The sequence below is a fragment of the Alkaliphilus sp. B6464 genome, from assembly GCF_018141165.1.
In the GTDB taxonomy this organism is placed as follows: domain Bacteria; phylum Bacillota; class Clostridia; order Peptostreptococcales; family Natronincolaceae; genus Alkaliphilus_B.
Genome location: NZ_CP058557.1, coordinates 1,282,833 through 1,303,256, shown reverse-complemented (window position 1 = coordinate 1,303,256; position 20,424 = coordinate 1,282,833). Strand labels below are relative to the sequence as shown.

General features: G+C 29.2%; 22 protein-coding genes and 2 pseudogenes. 9 read left to right on the top strand and 15 right to left on the bottom strand.

Annotated features, from left to right (window positions below; all coding sequences use genetic code 11):
- Positions 1-76: 76 nt before the first annotated feature.
- Together HYG84_RS06305 and HYG84_RS06300 are read right to left on the bottom strand one after the other, a co-directional pair.
- On the bottom strand, positions 77-880 hold the full coding sequence (locus HYG84_RS06305; protein ID WP_212381358.1) for an enoyl-CoA hydratase-related protein: 804 nt from the start codon (positions 878-880) through the stop codon (positions 77-79).
- Between the two features lie 530 nt (positions 881-1,410).
- Positions 1,411-2,337, bottom strand: coding sequence for a DUF2935 domain-containing protein (locus HYG84_RS06300; RefSeq protein WP_212381357.1), 927 nt, complete (start codon positions 2,335-2,337; stop codon positions 1,411-1,413).
- 755 nt (positions 2,338-3,092) lie between these two features.
- Between HYG84_RS06300 and HYG84_RS06295 the strand changes: the two genes are divergently transcribed.
- The gene (locus HYG84_RS06295; protein WP_212381356.1) at positions 3,093-3,230 is read left to right on the top strand and encodes a hypothetical protein; all 138 of its coding nucleotides are present in this window, start codon (positions 3,093-3,095) and stop codon (positions 3,228-3,230) included.
- Between the two features lie 61 nt (positions 3,231-3,291).
- Here the strand turns inward: HYG84_RS06295 and HYG84_RS06290 are convergent, their stop codons facing one another.
- The 4 genes from HYG84_RS06290 to HYG84_RS06275 all read right to left on the bottom strand — a co-directional run bounded on the left by HYG84_RS06290 (position 3,292) and on the right by HYG84_RS06275 (position 7,542).
- On the bottom strand, positions 3,292-3,789 hold the full coding sequence (locus HYG84_RS06290) for a hypothetical protein (RefSeq protein WP_212381355.1): 498 nt from the start codon (positions 3,787-3,789) through the stop codon (positions 3,292-3,294).
- Positions 3,790-4,317: 528 nt separating this feature from the next.
- The gene (locus HYG84_RS06285; protein ID WP_212381354.1) at positions 4,318-5,529 is read right to left on the bottom strand and encodes an ABC transporter permease; all 1,212 of its coding nucleotides are present in this window, start codon (positions 5,527-5,529) and stop codon (positions 4,318-4,320) included.
- On the bottom strand, positions 5,529-6,221 hold the full coding sequence (locus tag HYG84_RS06280; protein ID WP_212381353.1) for an ABC transporter ATP-binding protein: 693 nt from the start codon (positions 6,219-6,221) through the stop codon (positions 5,529-5,531). Before HYG84_RS06280 ends, HYG84_RS06285 begins: the two co-directional genes overlap by 1 nt.
- Positions 6,214-7,542: an efflux RND transporter periplasmic adaptor subunit gene (locus HYG84_RS06275; RefSeq protein WP_212381351.1), complete on the bottom strand. Its 1,329-nt coding sequence runs from the start codon at positions 7,540-7,542 to the stop codon at positions 6,214-6,216. The genes HYG84_RS06280 and HYG84_RS06275 overlap by 8 nt, the downstream gene beginning before the upstream one ends.
- A 417-nt stretch (positions 7,543-7,959) precedes the next feature.
- Here HYG84_RS06275 and HYG84_RS06270 point away from each other — a divergent pair, with 417 nt between their 5' ends.
- From HYG84_RS06270 to HYG84_RS06255, 4 genes and pseudogenes are all read left to right on the top strand, one after another.
- The gene (locus HYG84_RS06270) at positions 7,960-8,112 is read left to right on the top strand and encodes a hypothetical protein (protein WP_212381349.1); all 153 of its coding nucleotides are present in this window, start codon (positions 7,960-7,962) and stop codon (positions 8,110-8,112) included.
- A gap of 17 nt (positions 8,113-8,129) precedes the next feature.
- Positions 8,130-8,879 carry a transposase gene (locus HYG84_RS06265; protein WP_212381347.1) on the top strand — a complete coding sequence of 250 codons (750 nt, stop codon included), beginning with the start codon at positions 8,130-8,132 and terminating at the stop codon, positions 8,877-8,879.
- A 66-nt stretch (positions 8,880-8,945) separates the two neighbouring features.
- Positions 8,946-9,128, top strand: a pseudogene (locus HYG84_RS20820) (transposase); the annotation flags it as partial.
- Positions 9,129-9,338: 210 nt separating this feature from the next.
- Positions 9,339-9,740, top strand: coding sequence for a hypothetical protein (locus tag HYG84_RS06255; protein ID WP_212381345.1), 402 nt, complete (start codon positions 9,339-9,341; stop codon positions 9,738-9,740).
- 90 nt (positions 9,741-9,830) lie between these two features.
- Here HYG84_RS06255 and HYG84_RS06250 read toward each other — a convergent pair whose 3' ends face one another.
- The gene (locus HYG84_RS06250) at positions 9,831-10,205 is read right to left on the bottom strand and encodes a hypothetical protein (protein ID WP_212381343.1); all 375 of its coding nucleotides are present in this window, start codon (positions 10,203-10,205) and stop codon (positions 9,831-9,833) included.
- Positions 10,206-10,755: 550 nt separating this feature from the next.
- On the opposite strand from HYG84_RS06250, the gene HYG84_RS06245 reads away from it, so the two are divergent.
- Positions 10,756-10,887 (top strand): BhlA/UviB family holin-like peptide, encoded by a 132-nt coding sequence (locus tag HYG84_RS06245; protein WP_212381341.1) that lies wholly within the window; start codon positions 10,756-10,758, stop codon positions 10,885-10,887.
- A 447-nt stretch (positions 10,888-11,334) separates the two neighbouring features.
- Here the strand turns inward: HYG84_RS06245 and HYG84_RS06240 are convergent, their stop codons facing one another.
- Together HYG84_RS06240 and HYG84_RS06235 are read right to left on the bottom strand one after the other, a co-directional pair.
- Positions 11,335-11,586 carry a helix-turn-helix domain-containing protein gene (locus HYG84_RS06240; RefSeq protein WP_212381339.1) on the bottom strand — a complete coding sequence of 84 codons (252 nt, stop codon included), beginning with the start codon at positions 11,584-11,586 and terminating at the stop codon, positions 11,335-11,337.
- A gap of 30 nt (positions 11,587-11,616) precedes the next feature.
- The gene (locus tag HYG84_RS06235; RefSeq protein WP_212381337.1) at positions 11,617-12,144 is read right to left on the bottom strand and encodes an RNA polymerase sigma factor; all 528 of its coding nucleotides are present in this window, start codon (positions 12,142-12,144) and stop codon (positions 11,617-11,619) included.
- 615 nt (positions 12,145-12,759) lie between these two features.
- Between HYG84_RS06235 and HYG84_RS06230 the strand changes: the two genes are divergently transcribed.
- Entirely contained in the window at positions 12,760-12,999 is a 240-nt protein-coding gene (locus tag HYG84_RS06230; protein WP_212381335.1) for a BhlA/UviB family holin-like peptide, read from the top strand.
- A 540-nt stretch (positions 13,000-13,539) separates the two neighbouring features.
- On the opposite strand, the gene HYG84_RS06225 is transcribed toward HYG84_RS06230, so the two are convergent.
- The 3 genes from HYG84_RS06225 to HYG84_RS06215 all read right to left on the bottom strand — a co-directional run bounded on the left by HYG84_RS06225 (position 13,540) and on the right by HYG84_RS06215 (position 15,433).
- Positions 13,540-14,103: a GNAT family N-acetyltransferase gene (locus tag HYG84_RS06225; protein ID WP_212381333.1), complete on the bottom strand. Its 564-nt coding sequence runs from the start codon at positions 14,101-14,103 to the stop codon at positions 13,540-13,542.
- 311 nt (positions 14,104-14,414) lie between these two features.
- Complete coding sequence (locus tag HYG84_RS06220; protein ID WP_212381331.1) at positions 14,415-14,807, bottom strand: sensor histidine kinase; 393 nt, start codon at positions 14,805-14,807, stop codon at positions 14,415-14,417.
- A 29-nt stretch (positions 14,808-14,836) separates the two neighbouring features.
- Positions 14,837-15,433: a hypothetical protein gene (locus HYG84_RS06215; RefSeq protein WP_212381329.1), complete on the bottom strand. Its 597-nt coding sequence runs from the start codon at positions 15,431-15,433 to the stop codon at positions 14,837-14,839.
- 346 nt (positions 15,434-15,779) lie between these two features.
- On the opposite strand from HYG84_RS06215, the gene HYG84_RS06210 reads away from it, so the two are divergent.
- Positions 15,780-16,076 carry a hypothetical protein gene (locus tag HYG84_RS06210; RefSeq protein WP_212381327.1) on the top strand — a complete coding sequence of 99 codons (297 nt, stop codon included), beginning with the start codon at positions 15,780-15,782 and terminating at the stop codon, positions 16,074-16,076.
- A 730-nt stretch (positions 16,077-16,806) separates the two neighbouring features.
- Here HYG84_RS06210 and HYG84_RS20740 read toward each other — a convergent pair.
- Both HYG84_RS20740 and HYG84_RS06200 read right to left on the bottom strand, forming a co-directional pair.
- Positions 16,807-17,859: pseudogene (locus HYG84_RS20740) on the bottom strand (ABC transporter transmembrane domain-containing protein).
- 376 nt (positions 17,860-18,235) lie between these two features.
- Entirely contained in the window at positions 18,236-18,418 is a 183-nt protein-coding gene (locus HYG84_RS06200) for a hypothetical protein (protein WP_212381325.1), read from the bottom strand.
- Between the two features lie 201 nt (positions 18,419-18,619).
- Here HYG84_RS06200 and HYG84_RS06195 point away from each other — a divergent pair, with 201 nt between their 5' ends.
- Positions 18,620-19,171, top strand: a complete 552-nt coding sequence (locus tag HYG84_RS06195; RefSeq protein ID WP_212381323.1) for a peptidoglycan recognition protein family protein — start codon at positions 18,620-18,622, stop codon at positions 19,169-19,171.
- A 52-nt stretch (positions 19,172-19,223) separates the two neighbouring features.
- On the opposite strand, the gene HYG84_RS06190 is transcribed toward HYG84_RS06195, so the two are convergent.
- Positions 19,224-20,165 carry a hypothetical protein gene (locus HYG84_RS06190; protein WP_212381322.1) on the bottom strand — a complete coding sequence of 314 codons (942 nt, stop codon included), beginning with the start codon at positions 20,163-20,165 and terminating at the stop codon, positions 19,224-19,226.
- Positions 20,166-20,424 lie beyond the last annotated feature (259 nt).

Here is a 20,424-nt window from a genome sequence, read left to right as displayed (position 1 = left end):
ACCTTCCTTTCACTTTTTATTGTTTATGTTAATAATTTATTAACTAATTAAGTATCATAAAAGAATATTAAAAAAATTATTTATTAATAAATTTAGGAGTCCTCTTTTCTAAAAACGCTGTCATACCCTCGTCCTTATCTTCTGAAGCAAATGTGAGCGCTGCTAAATCCTTTTCAAGCTCAAGAGCATTACTTAAATCTAAATCAGCACCTTTATTAATAGATATCTTAGAATATTTAATAGCCATTGGGGCCTTTGAAATTATAGTGGTCATCATGTTTTTGGCTTCACTTAAAAGTTCTTCAGCAGGAACTACCTTGTTAACAAGCCCTATAGCAGCTGCCTCGTCAGCCTTTACCATTCTTCCTGTAAAAATAAGCTCCTTTGCTCGTCCGCTACCTATAAGCCTAGGTAATCTTTGTGTTCCTCCAAAGCAAGGAATAACACCTAAATTTACCTCTGGTTGTCCAAAAACAGCCCTTTCAGAAGCAATCCTTAAATCACAACTCATCGATAGTTCGCATCCTCCACCTAATGCATAACCATTTACCGCTGCGATTACAGGCTTTCCTAAGGCTTCAATTTTATTAAATGTACCTTGAGCATATTCTGCATAGTTCCTGCCTTCTTCTGCTTTGTACGGTTGCATTTGAACAATATCTGCCCCTGCAACAAAACCTTTTCCTTCACCTGTTATAATAACTCCTAAAATCTCCTCATCTGCACTTATGCTATCAATGATAGTATTTAACTCGTCTAAAGTCTGATTGTTTAGTGCATTGAGAGCCTTTGGTCTGTTCATAGTAATAATTGCAACAAATCCTTCAATATCCACTTTAATGTTTTCAGTATTTAAATCCTTTAATGCTACTCTTTTCATAAGATCATCCTCCTCTATTTTTTATACTTAAATATATTGCAATATCCTTGCCAAAAAAATAACATATTGTTTTTTATCAAATAAAAAATAGAAAGATAATTTATCTTCCTATTTTTTATCTGTATTATGTTTATGAAATGCTACCATAGCCCTAATTGCTGCTTTTCTACATATACAAGTTTAGTATATATTATATTTCACTGACAAAATAAAATATAGATTTTTTTAAAAAAGTGTATATAAAAAATTGTCAATAGCAAATTAACAAAGTAAAAATTATCATTTTTGAGATAAAAAATTAACTAAATTGATAATGCAAGTAAAAGAGTATGCTTATGTATTAGTAAATATCGAGCTTTTCAAGCATATTTCGACAAAAAAAGATAATATTATCTTTTTTTAGACAAATGACTCAAAAAAGAGACATATCTAGTGAAATAAAAAATCACATTTTTTATTTCTTACTACAACTATTGTATACTAAAAATTTAAGGATTCATTGAACCAACCATCATTAATATAGTTATAAGCTAATCTAGCTTCTGAAATTTCTTTAATAAACGTATGAAATGATTGGATTCACGAAGTACATGGTCCCCCAGTAAAGGCATTATTATAGACCTAATCTTGCACTCCAGTAATCCTTTAGTACCTTGAGCATTAAAATCACTAAATCTCTTTGTAGCTTCTAAACTTTCGTCTGTTATTTCATCAATTGGTAAGCACTCTTCAATAATTTTCTCCACTGCCTTTGTCAATTCATCAAATTCATTGGCAAAATTATTGGCTGTATTAATTAAATCATCTTCAGTTGGATCTAATAATCCACGTATGAATTTTGAATGCTCTGCCATAATTCTATTCCAAAATAGCTCCTGCTCATAGATTTCTTTTTCTACATCAACTTTTTCTCTGTTTTGAAGCCTAGTAATTATTGTTAAATACAATTTTGCTTCCCTTAAAATATGATCAATTAATAAAGGATAGTTGGTTGTAAACATGTTGCAGGATAAAACATTGGATAAAACATTGGTTTTAAAATCTATTATAGCTGTTATTAAACATATTGCTCTGTGATTAAGCATGTATATTGTCTGTTCAAACATTGGGTTAAAAATCTTACATTCTCCACCCATTAGTTCCATTTCTGCCTGTGTAATATAGGTTGGTATATTTACACCTGTATAGTATGAAGATAGGTTTTCTGCCTTTAAGGTATATGGTGTTACCACTTCTCCTGATTGAATAACACTAGGGCCTACGACCCCATTTGACAGACAGACGACCTCCCATAAGAGTTTATCAAACTCCATTCTCAAGTGATCTGCCTGTTGAGAATAATTCACATCCCTTGGAGTAAAACTTACTTGTAAGAAAAATGAGTGTTCCTTCATAATTCTAGCAAAAAAAAGATGAGTTTCTAAAGATTGCCTTATAAATGCATTGCTTGATAACATAGTACTCCCCCTTTTTAAGGATAATTTCCTTATGTTATCATGGTATTAATTTTTTTAAAATTTATTACATTTTTATATATTGAGTGCAAAATCTACATTCTCTTAAGTCCATGTTTTTGAAACTTTATATGATATTGATCCTCTACAGAAAAGTAAAAGCTTTGTATCGTAGTCCTTATAAAGTAACATCCATAAAAAAAGTTTATATTATATAGCACCAAAAGATATTGGAGGGAGACTGGGAAAATTGGCGACCTATGTCTCAGCAATTTCCTGAATTTGGTGAAGATAGGTTTGCTCGAAGACCATTCCTTCGTGACCTCATATTCATACTATTGATTAGAGAGCTTCTGCGTAGAAGGGACCATAGATTTTAATATTGGATTAAATGCTTAGTATGTTACCTTTGTATAAAAATTATTAGATGTAATTAAATAAACAGATCATGATTAAATTATCGTGATCTGTCTTTAATATCTCTAAAAAATGAAAATCTATTTTTAGAATTCTCATTTTTTATTTAGGATAAATTAATTTTTAAAAATAGTTGATTATTTCTTCCTAAATTCCTTTTATATAGTGTAAGACGAAATAAGTTGGCCAATGAGAAAGTCTTGCAAAATAAAAATATATTATAAGCTGTAACTTTAGCAGCCGCTGCAATTTCAGCAATAACTTCATCACCAAGTGAGCGTGATACGATAATTAGTGTTTGTAGAAATGGAGAGGATTATTTAGAACAACTTTGGAACATAATGGATGACAATCCAAACTACGAATTAATAGAAGTACAATTACCATTTCTTGAATTCATTGATGAGGGATTTAGAATTGTTCAAGGTAGAGGAATGGTTAAAGCAGTAAAAGTTAGAGGCTATTGGATACCGATGTAATAATTTAAATTAATGTAAAAAAACCTCATTGAGTTTAACAAATCAATGAGGTTTTTTTACATTAATTTTGAGAATTAGTAATTAAGTCATTAATATACTCATAATCAAATTTATCATCTATAATCTTATAATATCCGTCTTTAAATTTAGGCCTGGGGGAACTAATCCGTAGAATGGTTAAATTATCTAGCCATATTTCGTTAATATGTACCTCTGTCCCATATCCTGTTGGTGAGGTCTCAAATTCAAACATACCAGAATAGTAAATATCCCCATGGTTATAAATTTCATCCCAATTTGATTTCTCTTTTAAAGGCACTAAATTCAAATCACTAAAATATTCAAATATACGAGTGGTGGTATTTAAATTATGAGTAGACTTCTTTATTGTATCATTAGGGTGAGGGTGATTTTCGCTAAAATGGAAACCATTTAGAGTATCAGAGTCTAGCTCAACTAATGGGTTATATGGGATTTTATAATATATATAATGTTGGTAAATAAATGTTGCTAAAAATAACAGTATTAATGCGATAAATATATATTTAAACTTCTTCATGTTTATAATCAAATCCTTTCTACATTTAAACTATTTTACTTATGTTGCCTACGAGTATATCATACCTAAAATAGATACTTTGTCGTAAATTGTTATAGGAATATTACAGTTTCATTTCAATCTATAGATAAACAAGTTTAAAAATTAAATTATTTATAATAGGATCTAGCATTAACAAGAGACTTAGTTTCACATTTATTAGAATTCATATGATTAATGAAATACATTTATTATTTTTTAATTATTGGTGTTATTTATCTATATATTTATATATTACTTATTAACGTAAACATTGTATTTTAATTACTAAATCTACCTCTATATAATTAAGTATTTATATATGCACAGGGTATTAAGAAGACATAAAAATAATTAGAAACTTCTATATACACTACAAAAGCTCCTAATTAATAAAATTAACATTATACTATTTTTTTAATAATACTATTTTAACTATAGTAATTTTTCAAGAACTTTAAAAGGGCTATTGCAAAATTTATATTTTGCAATAGCCCCGTTGCATCTGCCTTACTCGTATCTAAGCGCCTCAATAGGGTCAGCCTTTGCTGCCTTTCTTGCAGGGTAGAGTCCGAAGAAAATACCTACCATGGCAGAAAAAACAACTGCTGTTATAACCACCTGTGGCTTAACAATGGCACTTATACCAAAGGCCATGCCGCCTATTGCCACAACGCTTGCTCCAAGTATCGTGCCTATAATTCCCCCTGCTGCAGAAATTATAGCAGACTCCACGAGAAACTGAAGAAGAATATCCTCCATTCTTGCTCCAAGTGATTTTCTAATACCAATTTCCCTCGTTCTCTCAGTAACTGAAACAAGCATAATATTCATAATGCCTATGCCGCCAACCACAAGAGAGATAGCTGCAATGGCACCTACAATAAGGGAAAGTGTACCCATCATACCATCAATGGATTTCATTTCCGCCTCGGCAGTATAATATCTTATATTTTCAGCCTTTATCCCCTTTGCTCTGCTCACATAATTTATGAACTTTGCTTTAAATTCCTCAACGCTTATATCTCTTGAAGAACTTATCTCGATCGCCCAAATCAAATCATCTTTTTCTGTTATAGCTGTTTCGGGAACATAGGTTAATGCTCTTGTCTCACTGCCACCCAAAAGTTTTTTAAGGGCCGAATCATTGTTTTTATAAATTCCCGTAACTGTAAACTCCAGAAGATTTTCGTTAACCTGAATTCTTAAAATCTTACCTACAGCATTTTTTGTTCCGAAGATCTCTTCGGCTGTTTTGTCTTCGATAATTATGTAGGGTCTTGAATTTTTAATATCGTTATCAGAAAACATCTTTCCGTGTATAATATTAAGCTTCTTGTACGCCTCAGGATTTTCTGCCAATCCCTCAAGGCTTGCATCCTTCATAACCCTTCCGTTTTTAATTTTTCCGGAAGCCCTAGCTCCTGCGCTTATATATTCCACCTTATCTCCAAAAATCTCTTTTATATTCTCTATATCCTCATAGCTGTAGGTCTCGTTCGAAGTATAATAGTCGCTTTCAGACATTATGTAGCTGTAGGCCAGAGTTGTACCGACATTTTCAAATTCATCAGCAATAACGCTTCTCATAGTATCTCCGAGAGAAACTATTGAAATAACAGAACTTATTCCTATAATCATTCCAAGCATTGTAAGGAAGGAGCGCATTTTATTTACTCTGATGGAAGAAAAGGCTAGACTTATATTTTCAAAAATAAGCATTATTCCGCCTCCCTCCTTCTGTCCTCAATAATCTGCCCGTCACGAAAGCGTATAATTCTTTTGGTGTATTCGGCTATATTATCCTCGTGGGTAACAACAATCACAGTTACGCCTTCATTGTTAAGCTCAGTAAAAAGGTCCATAATTTCCTCAGAAGAAGAGGTATCAAGATTTCCCGTGGGTTCGTCAGCTAAAATGATTGCTGGCTTATTAGCAAGAGCCCTTGCTATGGCTATTCTTTGCTTCTGACCTCCTGAAATTTCGTTGGGCATGTGATCAAGTCTTTCTCCTAAGCCTACCTTTTCCAGCAGTTCTATTGCTCTTTTCTGCCTTTCCTTCTTCCCCATCTTTGCATATACCATAGGTAGCTCAACGTTTTTAAGTGAAGATGTTCGAGGAATCAGGTTAAAGGATTGAAAAACAAAACCTATTTTTTTGTTTCTTATAGAAGAAAGTTCCCTGCTCTCCATTTTAGAAATATTAATTCCGTCTAGCTCGTAAACTCCACTTGTGGGCCTATCAAGACAGCCAAGAATATTCATAAGTGTTGATTTTCCCGAGCCCGACTTACCCATTATGGCAACAAAATCCCCCTCCTCTATGGAAAGGCTCACATCTCGCAGTGCATGAACCTGAACAGCGCCCGTGTCGTATGTTTTGCTAAGATTTTCAATTTTTATAATACTACTCATTCACAATCACACTCATTCCGTCTGTCATAAAGGCATTGGGGTTAAGCACAACCTTATCTCCTTCTTTAAGCTCGTCGCATATGATCTGAACCTCCAGCACATCCTCTACTCCTAGCAAAACATTTAATTTCTTAATCGTTTTGTCTTCTTTAAGAACAAAAACACTATATGTATTGTCACCATTATCTATAAGTGCCTCTAAGGGAATAACAAGTGCATCTTGAGCAATGGCTGTTTCAACCTTGGCCGAAGCGTTAATTCCCGCAATAAGCCCCTTTGTATCCCCAGTCACATCAATTTGGACAGGAATTATTCTCTCGTTTGACCCCTGCTTCTGCTCTCCTGTGGGACTTATGCGTGACACAATGCCATCAATTTCATCGCCATTTAAAATATCTGCGCTTATTTTAACCTTTTGCCCTATTTCTATCTTCCCTATGTCATATTCACTTACATTTGCTACCATTTTAAGCGTATCGATATTTTCAATTTCAAACATAGGCTTTTTATCATCTATCTCGTCTGCAAAACGGCCCACCTTTGCATTGACCCTTGTTATGGTTCCTTCTATAGAGCTTTTAACCTTGCAGTCCTCAAGCTCCTTTCTCTTTCTTTCAAGTTCCTTCTTTGCGATTTCTATGCTTTTTGCTCCCGAAGCATTATTTGAAGAAATTTTTGCATTTCTTATCTCTGCCAACTGTGCATCAGTGGCCTGAACCTTTCCGTCCACCACATTAAAAGTATCAACCTTTCTTTTTGCCTCGTTAAGAGCATTTTCCTTGTCCGTAAGCTCCCACTCGCTTGTCGCTCCTGAATCATACAATACTTTTGTACTTTCGTATCTGCTTTTAGCTGTACTATACATTTCCAAGGCAGACTCGTAGCTCCTTTGGCTGCTTTCCAGCTCTTCCTTAAGCCTTTGCTCTGCTAAAGCTGCAGAGGTTTCTTTGCCGCTTTTTCCTTCAGTGTTCTGAATCTGCAAGAGCTCAACATTGTCCTTAAGCTTCGCAATTTCTTCTTCAAGATGGCCTACATCAAGCACTGCAAGCACCTGGTCCTTTTCCACCTTATCGCCTTCCTTAACATCAATGGAAAGTATTTCATAGTGAAGCCTTGACACCACCTCAACGCTTTCTGTTCCTTCAAGCGGCGCCTTAAGACTTAAAGTAGACTTTATCTCTTTTTTAACAACATCGGAAACACTTACAGCCATCCCACTATTAACAGCCGATTTACGCTTAGCATTTACACTAACCACCCCTAAAGTAAGAGCAAGAACTACAACTCCTGCAATAATCTTCTTTTTCTTTGAAAATTTCATATTTATCCCCCTTATACATTAATTGCAACTTTTATTATACACCATAATTCTAAAAAAAGTATAAACAACATTCTTAAGAATTCTTTAAGAAACAAATGATTTCCTTACATATTAGTTTATTAAGTGATTAAAAAAATCATCATAAAATACACAGAAACGGCAATAAATAATAATCCACCAGCTAAGCTCGTGGTATTTCTATCGTCCTATAAAGAATAGAATAAACTTTATTTTATCTTATATATAGAATATATTCTTATCTTAGATTAATAAATGAGTAAATTTCATATTTCTTAACTATTGATTTTACTAAAATTCAATAAATGCAAAAAGGGGTTTCACCCCAACATATCGAATAGATTAAGTGCGAACAAAACCACCCGAAGGGAGCGAAACCACTTAATGTGTATTCGACAAATGAGCATAATTTCCTTTGAGGAAATTATAAAATTTCAGCAAGAAACTAAATTAGAGATGATTTTATCTCAAATTGATGTTTCTGAATTAGCTGCAATACTAAGAAAAACAGGTGAACACAAGGCCCGAAGGGCTATGAGCCAACAGCATTAATCTATTCTTTAATAACTATGCAGGTAGAAAAGATTCAAACTATAAAAGATCTAGTTTTAAAGCTGAAACAAAATCCAATTCTTAGATATTGCTGTGGATTTAATATATTAGGGCAGGTTCCATCTGAATCTACATTCAGTAGATTCATAAATAGATTAACTGAAACTGAAGAACTTGAAAATTTATTTTATCAGTTAGTATTGCAAGCTAAAGAACTAAATATTGTTGATGGAGATCATATATCTATTGACTCAACTAAGTTAGATTCTTATGAAGCTGCAAAACCTAAAAAATCTATAGTAGATGATGGAACTAATCCTAACTGGGGCATGAAAAGAGATACTAATGGTAATAACATAAGGTGGTTTGGTTGGAAACTGCATATATTATGCGACTCTAAGAGCGAACTACCACTAGATATATTAGTTACTCCAGCTAGTATTTATGATGGTACTGTAGCAATATCTTTAATTGAACAATTTTTTAATAATTACAAAGATACCTTTAAGCCAACTTACTATTCTATGGATTCAGGTTACGATTTTGAGTACATTTATAGTGATATAATAAGTAAATTTGATGGTATTCCAATAATATTCTATAATCCTAGGAGAAGTTATGCACCACCTGAAGGGTTAGATGATAACTTTGACCCAATTTGCTCCGCAGGATATAAACTAGTATATTGGGGCAAAGATGGAAATTATCTAAAATTTCGATGTCCTCATGCCGTAGGCGAATGTAACTGTCCCTTCGCGATGAATTAGTGTTCTTCTTCTAATTATGGATATACATTAAAAGTTAACTATAAAGAAAATGCAAGACTATATGCTTATCCATTAAGATCTTCTAATGAATGGCAAAACCAATACAATAAAAGAACTTCAGTTGAAAGATGTAATAGTAGACTTAAAGAATATCTAAATTTGGACAACATAAGATCCAGAGGTATTAAAAAGCTAAAGTTCATGCATTATTTAACTGCATATCGCTTGTTGCAGGAACTATTGCTTTAAATAGAAGTAAATCAATAAACAAAGCTGCCTAACGGCATATAAGAACTAAAATATTAAAATAGGAGGTCTTTGCAAATTTATAAAGCTGAATGTTAATTTCAAAAACTGGTTGATTATTTTGAGCTAAATCTCTTTTTATATAGTGTAAGACGAAACAAGTTGGCCAACAGATAGAGTCTTAAAAAATAAAATAAGAAAAGGGATGATAATATGGCAACAAGAGTGGTATCTTCCACTTATCAAGATTTTACACAAACGCAACTATTGAATTATCTTAATTCTGAAACAGGTGTGAGTTATTCTGATATAGAATCTGTAGTAGCAGGAGCAGGAATAACCCTCACCAGTTCATTAGTATCTAAATTTGCAAAAAAAGCTCTAGCGGCAAAATTTGCTCCTATACTAGGAGGACTAGGTTGGGGAGTTGTAGCAGCTAGCCTATATGATTTAATGGTAGCTGAAAAACTAAAAAATGAAAGAGATGCTGTAATTAATGAGATAATTGCAAAAGGCGGAAAGATGAGAATTTATACGGAATATATTGAATGGTCATCTGGAAGCGGTAATCATTACACTTACTATACTAGGACCAGATATTCAAGAGTAGCATAAGGCCTTCTTTATTAACACTACCATCTAATGAGAGGTATGCTTTATAATAATAAAAAATGAGAATCTATTTTTAGAGTTCTCATTTTTTATTTATTTCTTATTTAAATCAATATACTCTTCAATCTTATTATTCAAAGTTGAAGCACAGATTCCTAAAATAAGTAGTGTTAATCCAACATAACTCAAACCTTTAGTCCAAGCACTAATAATTATAATTAATGTTAAGCATATATATATTAAATAAGTAATTTTATTGTGTCTTGTACTTATATTATTGTACATATTATAACTTATAGTTATAATTAAAACTGCTAATGGGTGAAAAATATTATAATTTAATCTTATATCGCTACCTAGCAGCTCATAAGCTTTATTATCCATTAAAATTAATTTATTATGATAATATATTATCAGTAAGCTCAGTATTGCTATTATCATATATTTTATTGACTTTGATCTAATCATATATACCCCTCCAGAAACAGTATATTAAGAAAATCTAAATATAGAAAGTTATTATGTACTGAAAACTTTGGTCTAACATTTTATGTAATTAGTTTTTTATATAAACATAGCTATATCATATAATATCTTATGACAATAATCTCCTAAATGCGATAATAGAAAATACTTATACGATCTTTTTTATTTTAAAAATATTATGCACAAAATTCTAGCCTTTTTTCAAAAAAACTTTTTATAGGTATTTTACCATATAATTCATATATTGTAAAATTTGTTATATATACTTTAATACTTTTTATTTTGTGATTCTACCAAATTTCCAGATCAATATATAAAAATAGTTAAAAACTTCTATATAGCACAAAGGTTTTTAACTTAATAAAATTAACAGCTTACAAGAAACTTACACTATAGTTTAAAAAATGAAAATCAGGACTATATGTCTCACGAGTAGTCCTGATTTTTATTTTCTATATATTTATTAGATATATTAGATAAAAAATAATACATTACGGAGACAAATAAAATTGACACCGATGAATATCCAAATGTGTCTATAAAACTAGCCCCACATCAAGGGAAAATAGATATAAAACAGGAAGAAAGAGCGCATAAATATCAAGAAATAATATCTACTTTAACAGATAAGTTAAATGTTATTAAATATGTAAAAAAGATGTAGAAGAAGTTAAGTCCTATATATTAACACAGCAAAATAAATACTAAGATATAGCATATTTTAATCAAGATAAAAATTTTTATAGATTACTTTTTAAAAATAATTTATTATTTCTTCCCAAATCTCCTTTATATAATGTAAGACGAAATAAGTTGGTCGATGCGAAAGTCTTGCAAAATAAAATATATTATAAAAGGAGAGATTAACCTATTTTCTTATTATAATTCTAACATATTTAAAATAGATAACATGTCGTAAATCGTTGTAATAATATTACAATTTCATTACAATTCATATATCTTTTTTACAGATTAACTTTAAAAATAAGTCAATCATTTATTTTATATATTGTAATAAAAAATAATTAGAAGCTTCTATATATTGCACAGAAGCTTTTAACCTAATAAAATAAATATCATATTATTTTTATTATGCTTTAATGTAAACCCATTATTCTTTATACGATAGTAATTCTTCAAAGGCTTTATATACATCCTCTACAGGTATAGGTGAAAACTCAAAAGACTTTATACAGTTTATAAGTTTAATATTTAGCTCTTGAAAACAGTCTTCATCAAATTTTCCATCTATAAAGCTATTTTTATGAACTAAAGGCTGAAACATTTCTAGTATTTTTTGTATAGAATCCTTATCCCCATTTTGTGCATTGTGAAAAACTTTCCGTAATTCTCTATCTTCCATATCTCCTTCCCTCCTGATTTAACTATTTTTTTATATATCTGAATATAACTTTCTTCTTAATTTGTTTAAAGCAGCCTTCTTTATTTTATTAACTCCCTGCTTTGTAATACCAAGTTTTTTAGCAACTAAAGTGTCACTTTCCCCTGTAATGACACACATATATAAAATTTGTTTTTGTCTATCTGTAAGAGTATTAATAGCCTTTAATATTTTCTTATCATGAGAAATCTCATCATAACTACAGCTACTATCTTTTACAACAAACTCACTTATATCATCTAAAAAATCATTTTGACTATACTCAATGAGGTTTATTCTTTCTTCATTGAAATTAGGATCAATAATATTTAAGCTCAATTCTTCTCTTTGGCTTATTTGATTAGTTTTTTTCTTGATTTGCATTGCAGAGAAAACTATGGTTTTCTTTACATATCCATATAGATAGACTTTAAAAGCATAGTTATTGAACTCATCTTGCAAACTACCTGGTAACATGTTACTTTTTAACTCATCATCAAGCTTTTGTCTCTTTAAAAAGTTTTCTGCTAATTGATTCATACTTTGATCCCTCCTACTTTATTTTTTCTTTAGTAAAACTAATTGTAACCTTCTTTAATATATAAAAGAGTTTTTTAAATTTTCTGTAAACCATTTTGTATATATTTATATAATTAGTTACTTTTCTACCATATATTCTCTTTATTCAGAACTTATGTTCTGTAAAAGAGTAAAAAAAATTATATATTTTCTTTTCTTACAATCTCGTTTTGTCTCTTTTCCGTAACCAACTAAAGCATCTTATAAAAATATATATTGTTAATTGCATCTTAATTTTTTTATTATTATAATTGTACAACAATTGAAATATATAATATGTCATAAATTGTTGTAAAAATATTACAATTTGATTGCAATTTATCTTCTTTATATTATTAAGCATCGACAAAAAACATATCAATATTAGATCTATTCGAGTTTCAATATCATTTTTTCTTGTACATATCTCTAGCAACGCTTTAATTACTTTATTAAAAGCGCCATATTCCTCTATCTACATTTAAATTTTTTTTACATATGGTTTACATCTGTACCCATAAAATTATTTTAAATTAATATAGTACTCTCTTCAGTCCAATTTAAAGAACTCATTTTAAAAAGTAAGGAGGTGTAATAATGGAAAATGAGGTATTAAAACTAGCTTCTACTCAAGGAGTTTGGGCAGCATTATCTGTAGCTCTTATTTTTTATATCTTAAAAGCTCAAGAGAAAAGAGATATAAAGCAGGAAGAAAGAGAATGTAATTATCAACAGATAATATCTAATCTAACAAATAAGTTAAGTGTTATTGAAGATGTAAAAAAAGACGTTGAAGAGGTTAAATCATATATATTAACACAGCAAAATGAATCCTAAAACAGATAACATTTAAATATAGTAAAATTTATTTATAAATTAATTTTTAAATAATGGTTGATTATTTTAGCCTAAATCTCCTTTTATATAGTGTAAGACAAAACAAGTTGGCCAACAGAAAGAGTCTTAAAAAATAAAAATATATTATAAAAAGACGATTAATACTTAATTTTTATCTAAATGTAAATACTAAATAAGCAAAAATCATTTCCTGTATCAGTTATAAGGAAATGATTTTTGTTTGCTTAATCTTTATTTTTCTTTGAAGATACTAAATATAATTTTGGATTGTCAACACTAAATATCAAGAAAAAGTAAAGGAAAAATTAATAGAATACTATCTTCAAGCCTTGCCATAATAAATTAACTTGGTTATCTTCCAATAACAAGAGAAGAAACAGATGTGAACTTTTTAATATGACTGGCAAGAGCTATAGACTAGGACACAGAAAGTCATTATTCTAGAATATTAAACTGGAAAAAATTCAACAAAATTATTTTCTAAATTTATCCAAATACTTGCCAATAATAAATAGATACCTAATAAATATTTAAATCCATTAATATTTCATCATCATATATGCCATTTACATTGAAGTTATTTTTATGAACTCCGATTATTTCAAATCCAAACTTCTCATATAATTTTATAGCTCTTGTATTACCTGCATTTACCCCTAAAGTAATATTTCTTATTGTATTATTACTTTTTGCAAACCTTACTATTTCATTCATCATGGCAGTACCGATACCAGTTCCCCAGTAATCCTTTTTCACAGAAATAGACATCTCGCTATTATGAGCTATTCTCTTTCTTTTTGAACTAATAATCTGCGCTACACTAACTATATTTTCATCTATTACACCCAATATAATAAGTGAGTTTTCATCACTATTTATTGAATTTATATGATTTATTTCTTGATCTATAGTGAGTTTGAATTCTCCTGCTCCAAATAATAAATTGTCACTTTCTCCACCTACTATATTAAAATATTCTATCATTTTTTTTGCATCTTCTGCTGAAGGCTTTCCTAATACCAATTTTTGACCATTTTTTAAATAGATTTCTTTTAAAACATGATTAGATAAATGCAAACTCATATATATTCCCCCTAATATTTATATATAAACAGGCCTACAACTATATATTAGCATAACTCATTTGTCGAATTGTGTGATAATTTAATATTCATCAAGCGAAGAAAATCAAAAGGTAGTATTGTTTCATCCAATTACGAAGAATAAGAATATTATCAGTAACTATATTTGGAAAGAAGAATGCGAAAAAACAAGCACGTTGATTAAAAAAATGCTGTTCTCTGGTTTATTATAATTTTTAATTATTGCCAGAGAAGAACATTTCTTGGCTTAAGCACAGATTGTTTTATACTACCTTTACTATCTTATAAAATTTACGTATGAGAGGACCTTCTGTTTTTATCTACCGTATAAAATGGCTCAAATATTTTTTCTCTATGCTCCTTCGGTATACCAATGCCTGTATCCTCAATTTGAATATGATTTTTATCCTCTTTAGTATAGCTTCTTATATATATTTGTCCGTTTCTCACGTTGTATTTTATTGCATTGTCTATAAGATTTATAAATATATGCATAAAGCTTTCAACGTCTATAAAAATATAAGCATCTTGAAGGTTTTCTATTATTTTAATGCCAAATTTAGAAGCTTTTCCTTCCATTCTCAGGCCTATATCCTTAAGAAGTTTTTTTGTATTAATCTTCTCTCTCTTAAACTCGAAGTCGTATTTTTCAACTCTAGATAGAGAAAGAATATTTTCAACCATACCATCTAATCTTTTTAATTCCTTTTCTGCTATTTTTTTGACCTACAAGCCATCTCTTCATCATCTCTATAAAGGCTTATTAAATCTATTTGTGCTTTTAACACTGTTAGAGGCGTTTTAAATTCATGAGTAATGTTTCCTATGAATTCTTTTTGTTGCTTTTCTAATTTTTGAAGTTTTTTAATGGCTAACTCTAATTTTTCCTTTTCAGTAGTTATATCTTCTATGTTTTGCTTTATTGTTTTTGCCACAAAAAATATTCTTTCTCTCAGATCTCCCAGTTCATCTTGAGAATCTAGTTTCATAATAGAATCATAATCTCCCTGTTCTATGGCTTCAACAGAATATTTTAGCCTTGAAATATCCTCTGCTATCTTTGAGAAATATAGAATCCCAATTAAAGAAGCTATGCATATAGATACTCTACTTATTTTGTAAAATAGTAATTTTATATCTTTATAAAAAATATTTTCCCTTTCAGCACTGTACGTAATTTTAATTGCACCAATTTGCTTATTAAAATCATATATAGGTGCCAGGTAAACAATGTTGCTTCCATATTTTTCATAAACACTTTGTTCTGTATCAATATCTAAATTCTCAGTCGGTTTATCCGCAATAATCATATCTGGATTATGAAAAAGTGCTCTTGCAATTCCTACATGCTCTAATAATTCATATACAATAGTCTTTTGTTTTTTATATTATCTCCGATATGGTTGATTATTTTGATTTAAATCTCTTTTATATAGTGAAGACGAAACAAATTGGCCAACAGAAAGAGCCTTAAAAAAATAAAAATATATTATAAAAGGAGATGTTATTATGAGTTTCTTAGAAACTAAGGTACTTACTAGTTCCTTTGTATCACTTCCAAAATCAGGTGTAATTAAAATGAGAGATAACTTTGCAAATTCAAGCTTAAGTTCATGGTAAAATTTACTTGTTGGAACAGGTATAAGTAGTATAGGATTGCTGCATCCGGTAACAGGAATGTACTCTTATGTTGCCGGTGTCATGTATGGAATTTTGACAGTTTTCCCTACTAATAAACAGAGAATAGCCGCTGATCTTGGACGTATTGCTGATCAGATGAATAATAATGGAAATGTTATTATAGAGTTCCAAGAAGAACTAGTTTACTCTACTATTAATGATTATTTAAACAATAGAATATCTGAAAGAAATTTACTTAGTCTAAAATCTTGGGCAAGTACAGGTACAACATATATACCTACCTCAAGTATTGGAGATTTTTTAGGTCTATAGCTATAAGTTAAGATTTAAAAGACGATTAATACTTAATTTTTATCTAAATGTAAATACTAAATAAGCGAAAATCATTTCCTGTATTAGTTATAAGGAAATGATTTTTGCTTAATCTTTATTTTTATTTATATAATCAAAATAAAGAAAAGGAATATATAGCAATGCCGGTATTAATGGGATAAGAAAGTAGTCTCCAAAAATTGAATATGTTATTTTATATGTTATAAAAACCGAAATCAAATAAATAATTAACCTTCTAAGTCTTTTTTTGCTAATTGTTTATTATTCATATAAAGTCTTACAAAAGATATAAAGATAATTGCTACTATAATAAGTAATAGAATATATACATTTTTCAAAATTATCATCCTCAAATAAATATTTTTTATCAAAATTAGCTTATTTTAAAACATTAACCATTGATTCATACTTTGATCCTTCTCACTTTTATTTTTCTTTGGGGATACTAAATATAATTTTCTATTTAATATATAAAGTAGTTTTTTATTTTAGCAAACCATTTTGTATGTATTTTTATAAATAGTAACTTTTACTATAAATTTATTTCTTCTAAAACTTATGTTCTGAAAAAAGTATAACTAAAAAATTCTATTTATTTATGGTAATGATTATTTTTTTTATTGATTATCTACTGCTTCAATAAAGTGACTTAGATAAGTAAGTAATGAATATTGGATATTAAGTATCTTTCCCGTATCAAATATGTTCTTTAGAAATTTGATAAATTTTTTTCAGTTTCAAATTTTGCTGTTCTCTCTGCATTAAATGATTTAATAGTTTCTATTCCATTTAAACTCTCAACCAAATATGACGTAAGCTCTGCATTACTCTTCATATTTTTTTCGTTAGCTTCTCGGATAGGCTTATTAAATATAAGTACAAGTATACAATAAAAAATAAGTATTATAACGGTAATTTCAGAAATATAGGGACTCTGATAATACAAAATTATTCATCCAGCTATCGCCATAAATGTATCTACCATTATAGTTAGCGTTGCACTTTAGATAGCTTCTCTAATTTTTGACGCATCCATAAATCTAGATATAATTTCTCCAACCCTCCTATTGCTAAAAAAGCTCATTGATAAATCTATTACATGTTCATAATACCCTAATATTAAAGGTATATCTATTTTTTGACTGAGATATAAGAGTAGGTGAGTTCTAAATGCTTGTAAAATTACTTTAAGTAAGTTTATAGTAATTACTGCTATAGATAATACGTATAGCATTTTCTTAAGGTTATACTGTAAAATATCATATATTAAAAACTTAAAATAGAAAGCACCTAATATACCTAGAATTGTATGTATTGTAGAGGCTAAGAAAATATATAACAATAGACTCTTTTGAGGTTTTAAAATAGAAAAAAGTCTTGTATACATGTTTGTCGTATCATTTTGTCTCTCAAGCTGACTACTTGATACCATTAAAATAAGAATCCCTGTCCAAATTTTGAAAAACTCATCAGTAGTATATTCTATTATCCCTTCAGCTGGATCTGCAATAATAACCTTGTTTTTATTAATTGAATGTATTACAACATAATGTAAAATTGATGAGTTAGTAATTATATGAACTATGGCTGGAAGAGAAAATTCGCTAAAAAACGGCTCGTGATTTCCTTTTACACCCTTTGCTGAAAAGCCAACAGCTTCAGCTGCTTTAATAATCCCATACGCATTAGTTCCTTACTTATATGTTCCTGCAACTTCTCTTATCTTTGTTACTGGTGCTTTTAAAACATACTGTTTTGAAATAGTAGCTATACATGCAGCGCCACAATCAGAAATATCCTTCTGTTTTATACATATATATTTTTCAAATACTCTTTTGGCCTCCTAATCTATGAATTATTTAGTATATAAGTCATGTTTTTTATTTTAGAAATATTATTTAAAATATAGAGATTATCTTTATATGGTGAATTTTTTCTAAAATCTAATAACTATGATTAGAAATTGAAAACATATAGATAAATATGTCTATATATTTTTTATTATATATCTACTTGTCATCTATTATAATTAATTATAAATTCCAATATATTTAACTAATTCAGGTGCTATTATCCGATTAAACTTTAATATAAATGACATTATATATATTCATTAGAATTATTTTAAAAAAATAAATTTACTTTAGTACTGAGTATTTCTTATAAAAATTATTAACAATGTACGTAATTTTAATTGCACCAATTTGCTTATTAAAGTCATATATAGGTGCCAGATAAACAATGTTGCTTCCATATTTTTCGTAAACACTTTGTTCTGTATCAATATCTAAATTCCTAGTCGGTTTATCCGCAATAATCATATCTGAATTATGAGAAAGTGCTCTTGCAATTCCTAAATGCTCTAATAATCCATATACAATAGTCTTTTGTTTTTTATATTATCTCCGCTATGGTTGATTATTTTGATTTAAATCTCTTTTATATAGTGTAAGACGAAACAAGTTGGCCAACAGAAAGAGTCTTATAAAACAAAAAATAATTTATATAGGGAGGAATTTATAATGAGTATGATAGTACAACCAAAGCCTTCAATGGTATCAAGATCTGGATGGGGTGCTACAGCTGTAGATTTAAGTAAAACGAGTAATCTCAAAAACCCAGCATATATAATAGTTCATCATGCAGGAGATGCAAATGATGCTATCATAAAAGCTTATCCAGATGAAAAAGCAGCAATGAGAAGATATCAACAAATTCACATAGGCCAAGAGTGGGGCGATATAGGATACCATTATTGTATTGGAATAAATGGAACTATACTTGAGGGGAGAACCGATACAAAAGAAGGAATCCATGCGCCAGGCTATAATTATCGTAGCATTGCGGTAATGCTTCATGGTAATTATGATATACGTAGTTTTACTTCTACACAACAAAATAAACTGATAGATATTTTAGCATGGTTATGTTACAAGAATAATATTTCACCGTCGAATATTTTAGGGCATAAAGATGTAACTGCAACTACTTGTCCTGGTTCAGGAATTTATAGTAAGCTATCTAGTATTAGGGGTCTAGTAATGGATAGAGTTTATCCTCAGCCTCAGCAATAGAGCTTAAAAAAGTATGATGATTTATTTCATCATATTTTTTTAGACTAAACAATTATTTAAAATCCCAAGGCTTAATATATATATAATGTTCATTTTCATTGCCTGTATATTTTTTATATGCAAAACCAGAAGTCGAAAATCCTATAAATACTTCATCATAGACTTTAATCTTTTTACCCTCTTCGTGATCATATATAAATGTATACTTTTCTTCATAAATAGAAGTTTTACTACCTATTAGCTTTGTTGGAACTTCCAAAAACTTTAAATTGCTATAATCATTAAGTCCATTAACTGGTGTTCGAAAACCTTCATATATTATAGATTCTTTAGTCTGAAGATTATAAGCAACATAATCATCTTCTTCGTAATATAATACCCAATAATCAATTATATCTTCAATTAGGGAAGAAGGAGCATCTTCCCATACTACTTGTATTTCACCAGAAGCATTAATCATAATCAAATCATTACTTAGTGATTTATAGTTTTCATTGAAAAGTGTGCTGCCAGCATATATTCCCTGATCATTCCATATTATAGTACCCAATAGATGTTCATTGTTAAATTCTAATTCAATATCTAGTTCTGTATAAAGTTCCTTTTCCATTGTTTCAGTATTAAATAAATAAAACGTATATTTTTTATTTTGATCTAATTCTTCTACATCTATTGATATAAAGTGTTTACCATCAGGCGATAATATTGGTGATGAATAATTAAAGTCCTCAATTGTAGAAATAATTTTATCTTCTTTCATAATATATAGTTTTGAATCATAACTATCCAAAAAAGTGGAATATAATCCAGCATGTGACCATGTTTTATAATAGTTTCCTACATGAATTTTAATAGGGCTATCTGTTTCATCACCACTTTTTACATCTGTTAGATTATTTGTCTCATTATTGTCATCTATATTTAACATATTTGATGTACACCCATTCAAAATAATAATTATTAACAAAATAATAATCATCTTTATATTTCTCAACATAATCTCTCCTATAAAAATTAATTTTTTCTTGTAAATACTTTCTTATTACTAAAATTCAATTTTAGATTATCATAATAAAATGTATATACTATCACATTGTATTATTTATTTTTTTTATATCTCTTATAATAACTAATAAATATTAGTTATTATATTCATACTATATTATGGGTATTATACCATATTAATCATATATCATAAATATATTCCAAATATACTTTTTTGCTCTCACTTTTATTTGTATAATTCTATCAAA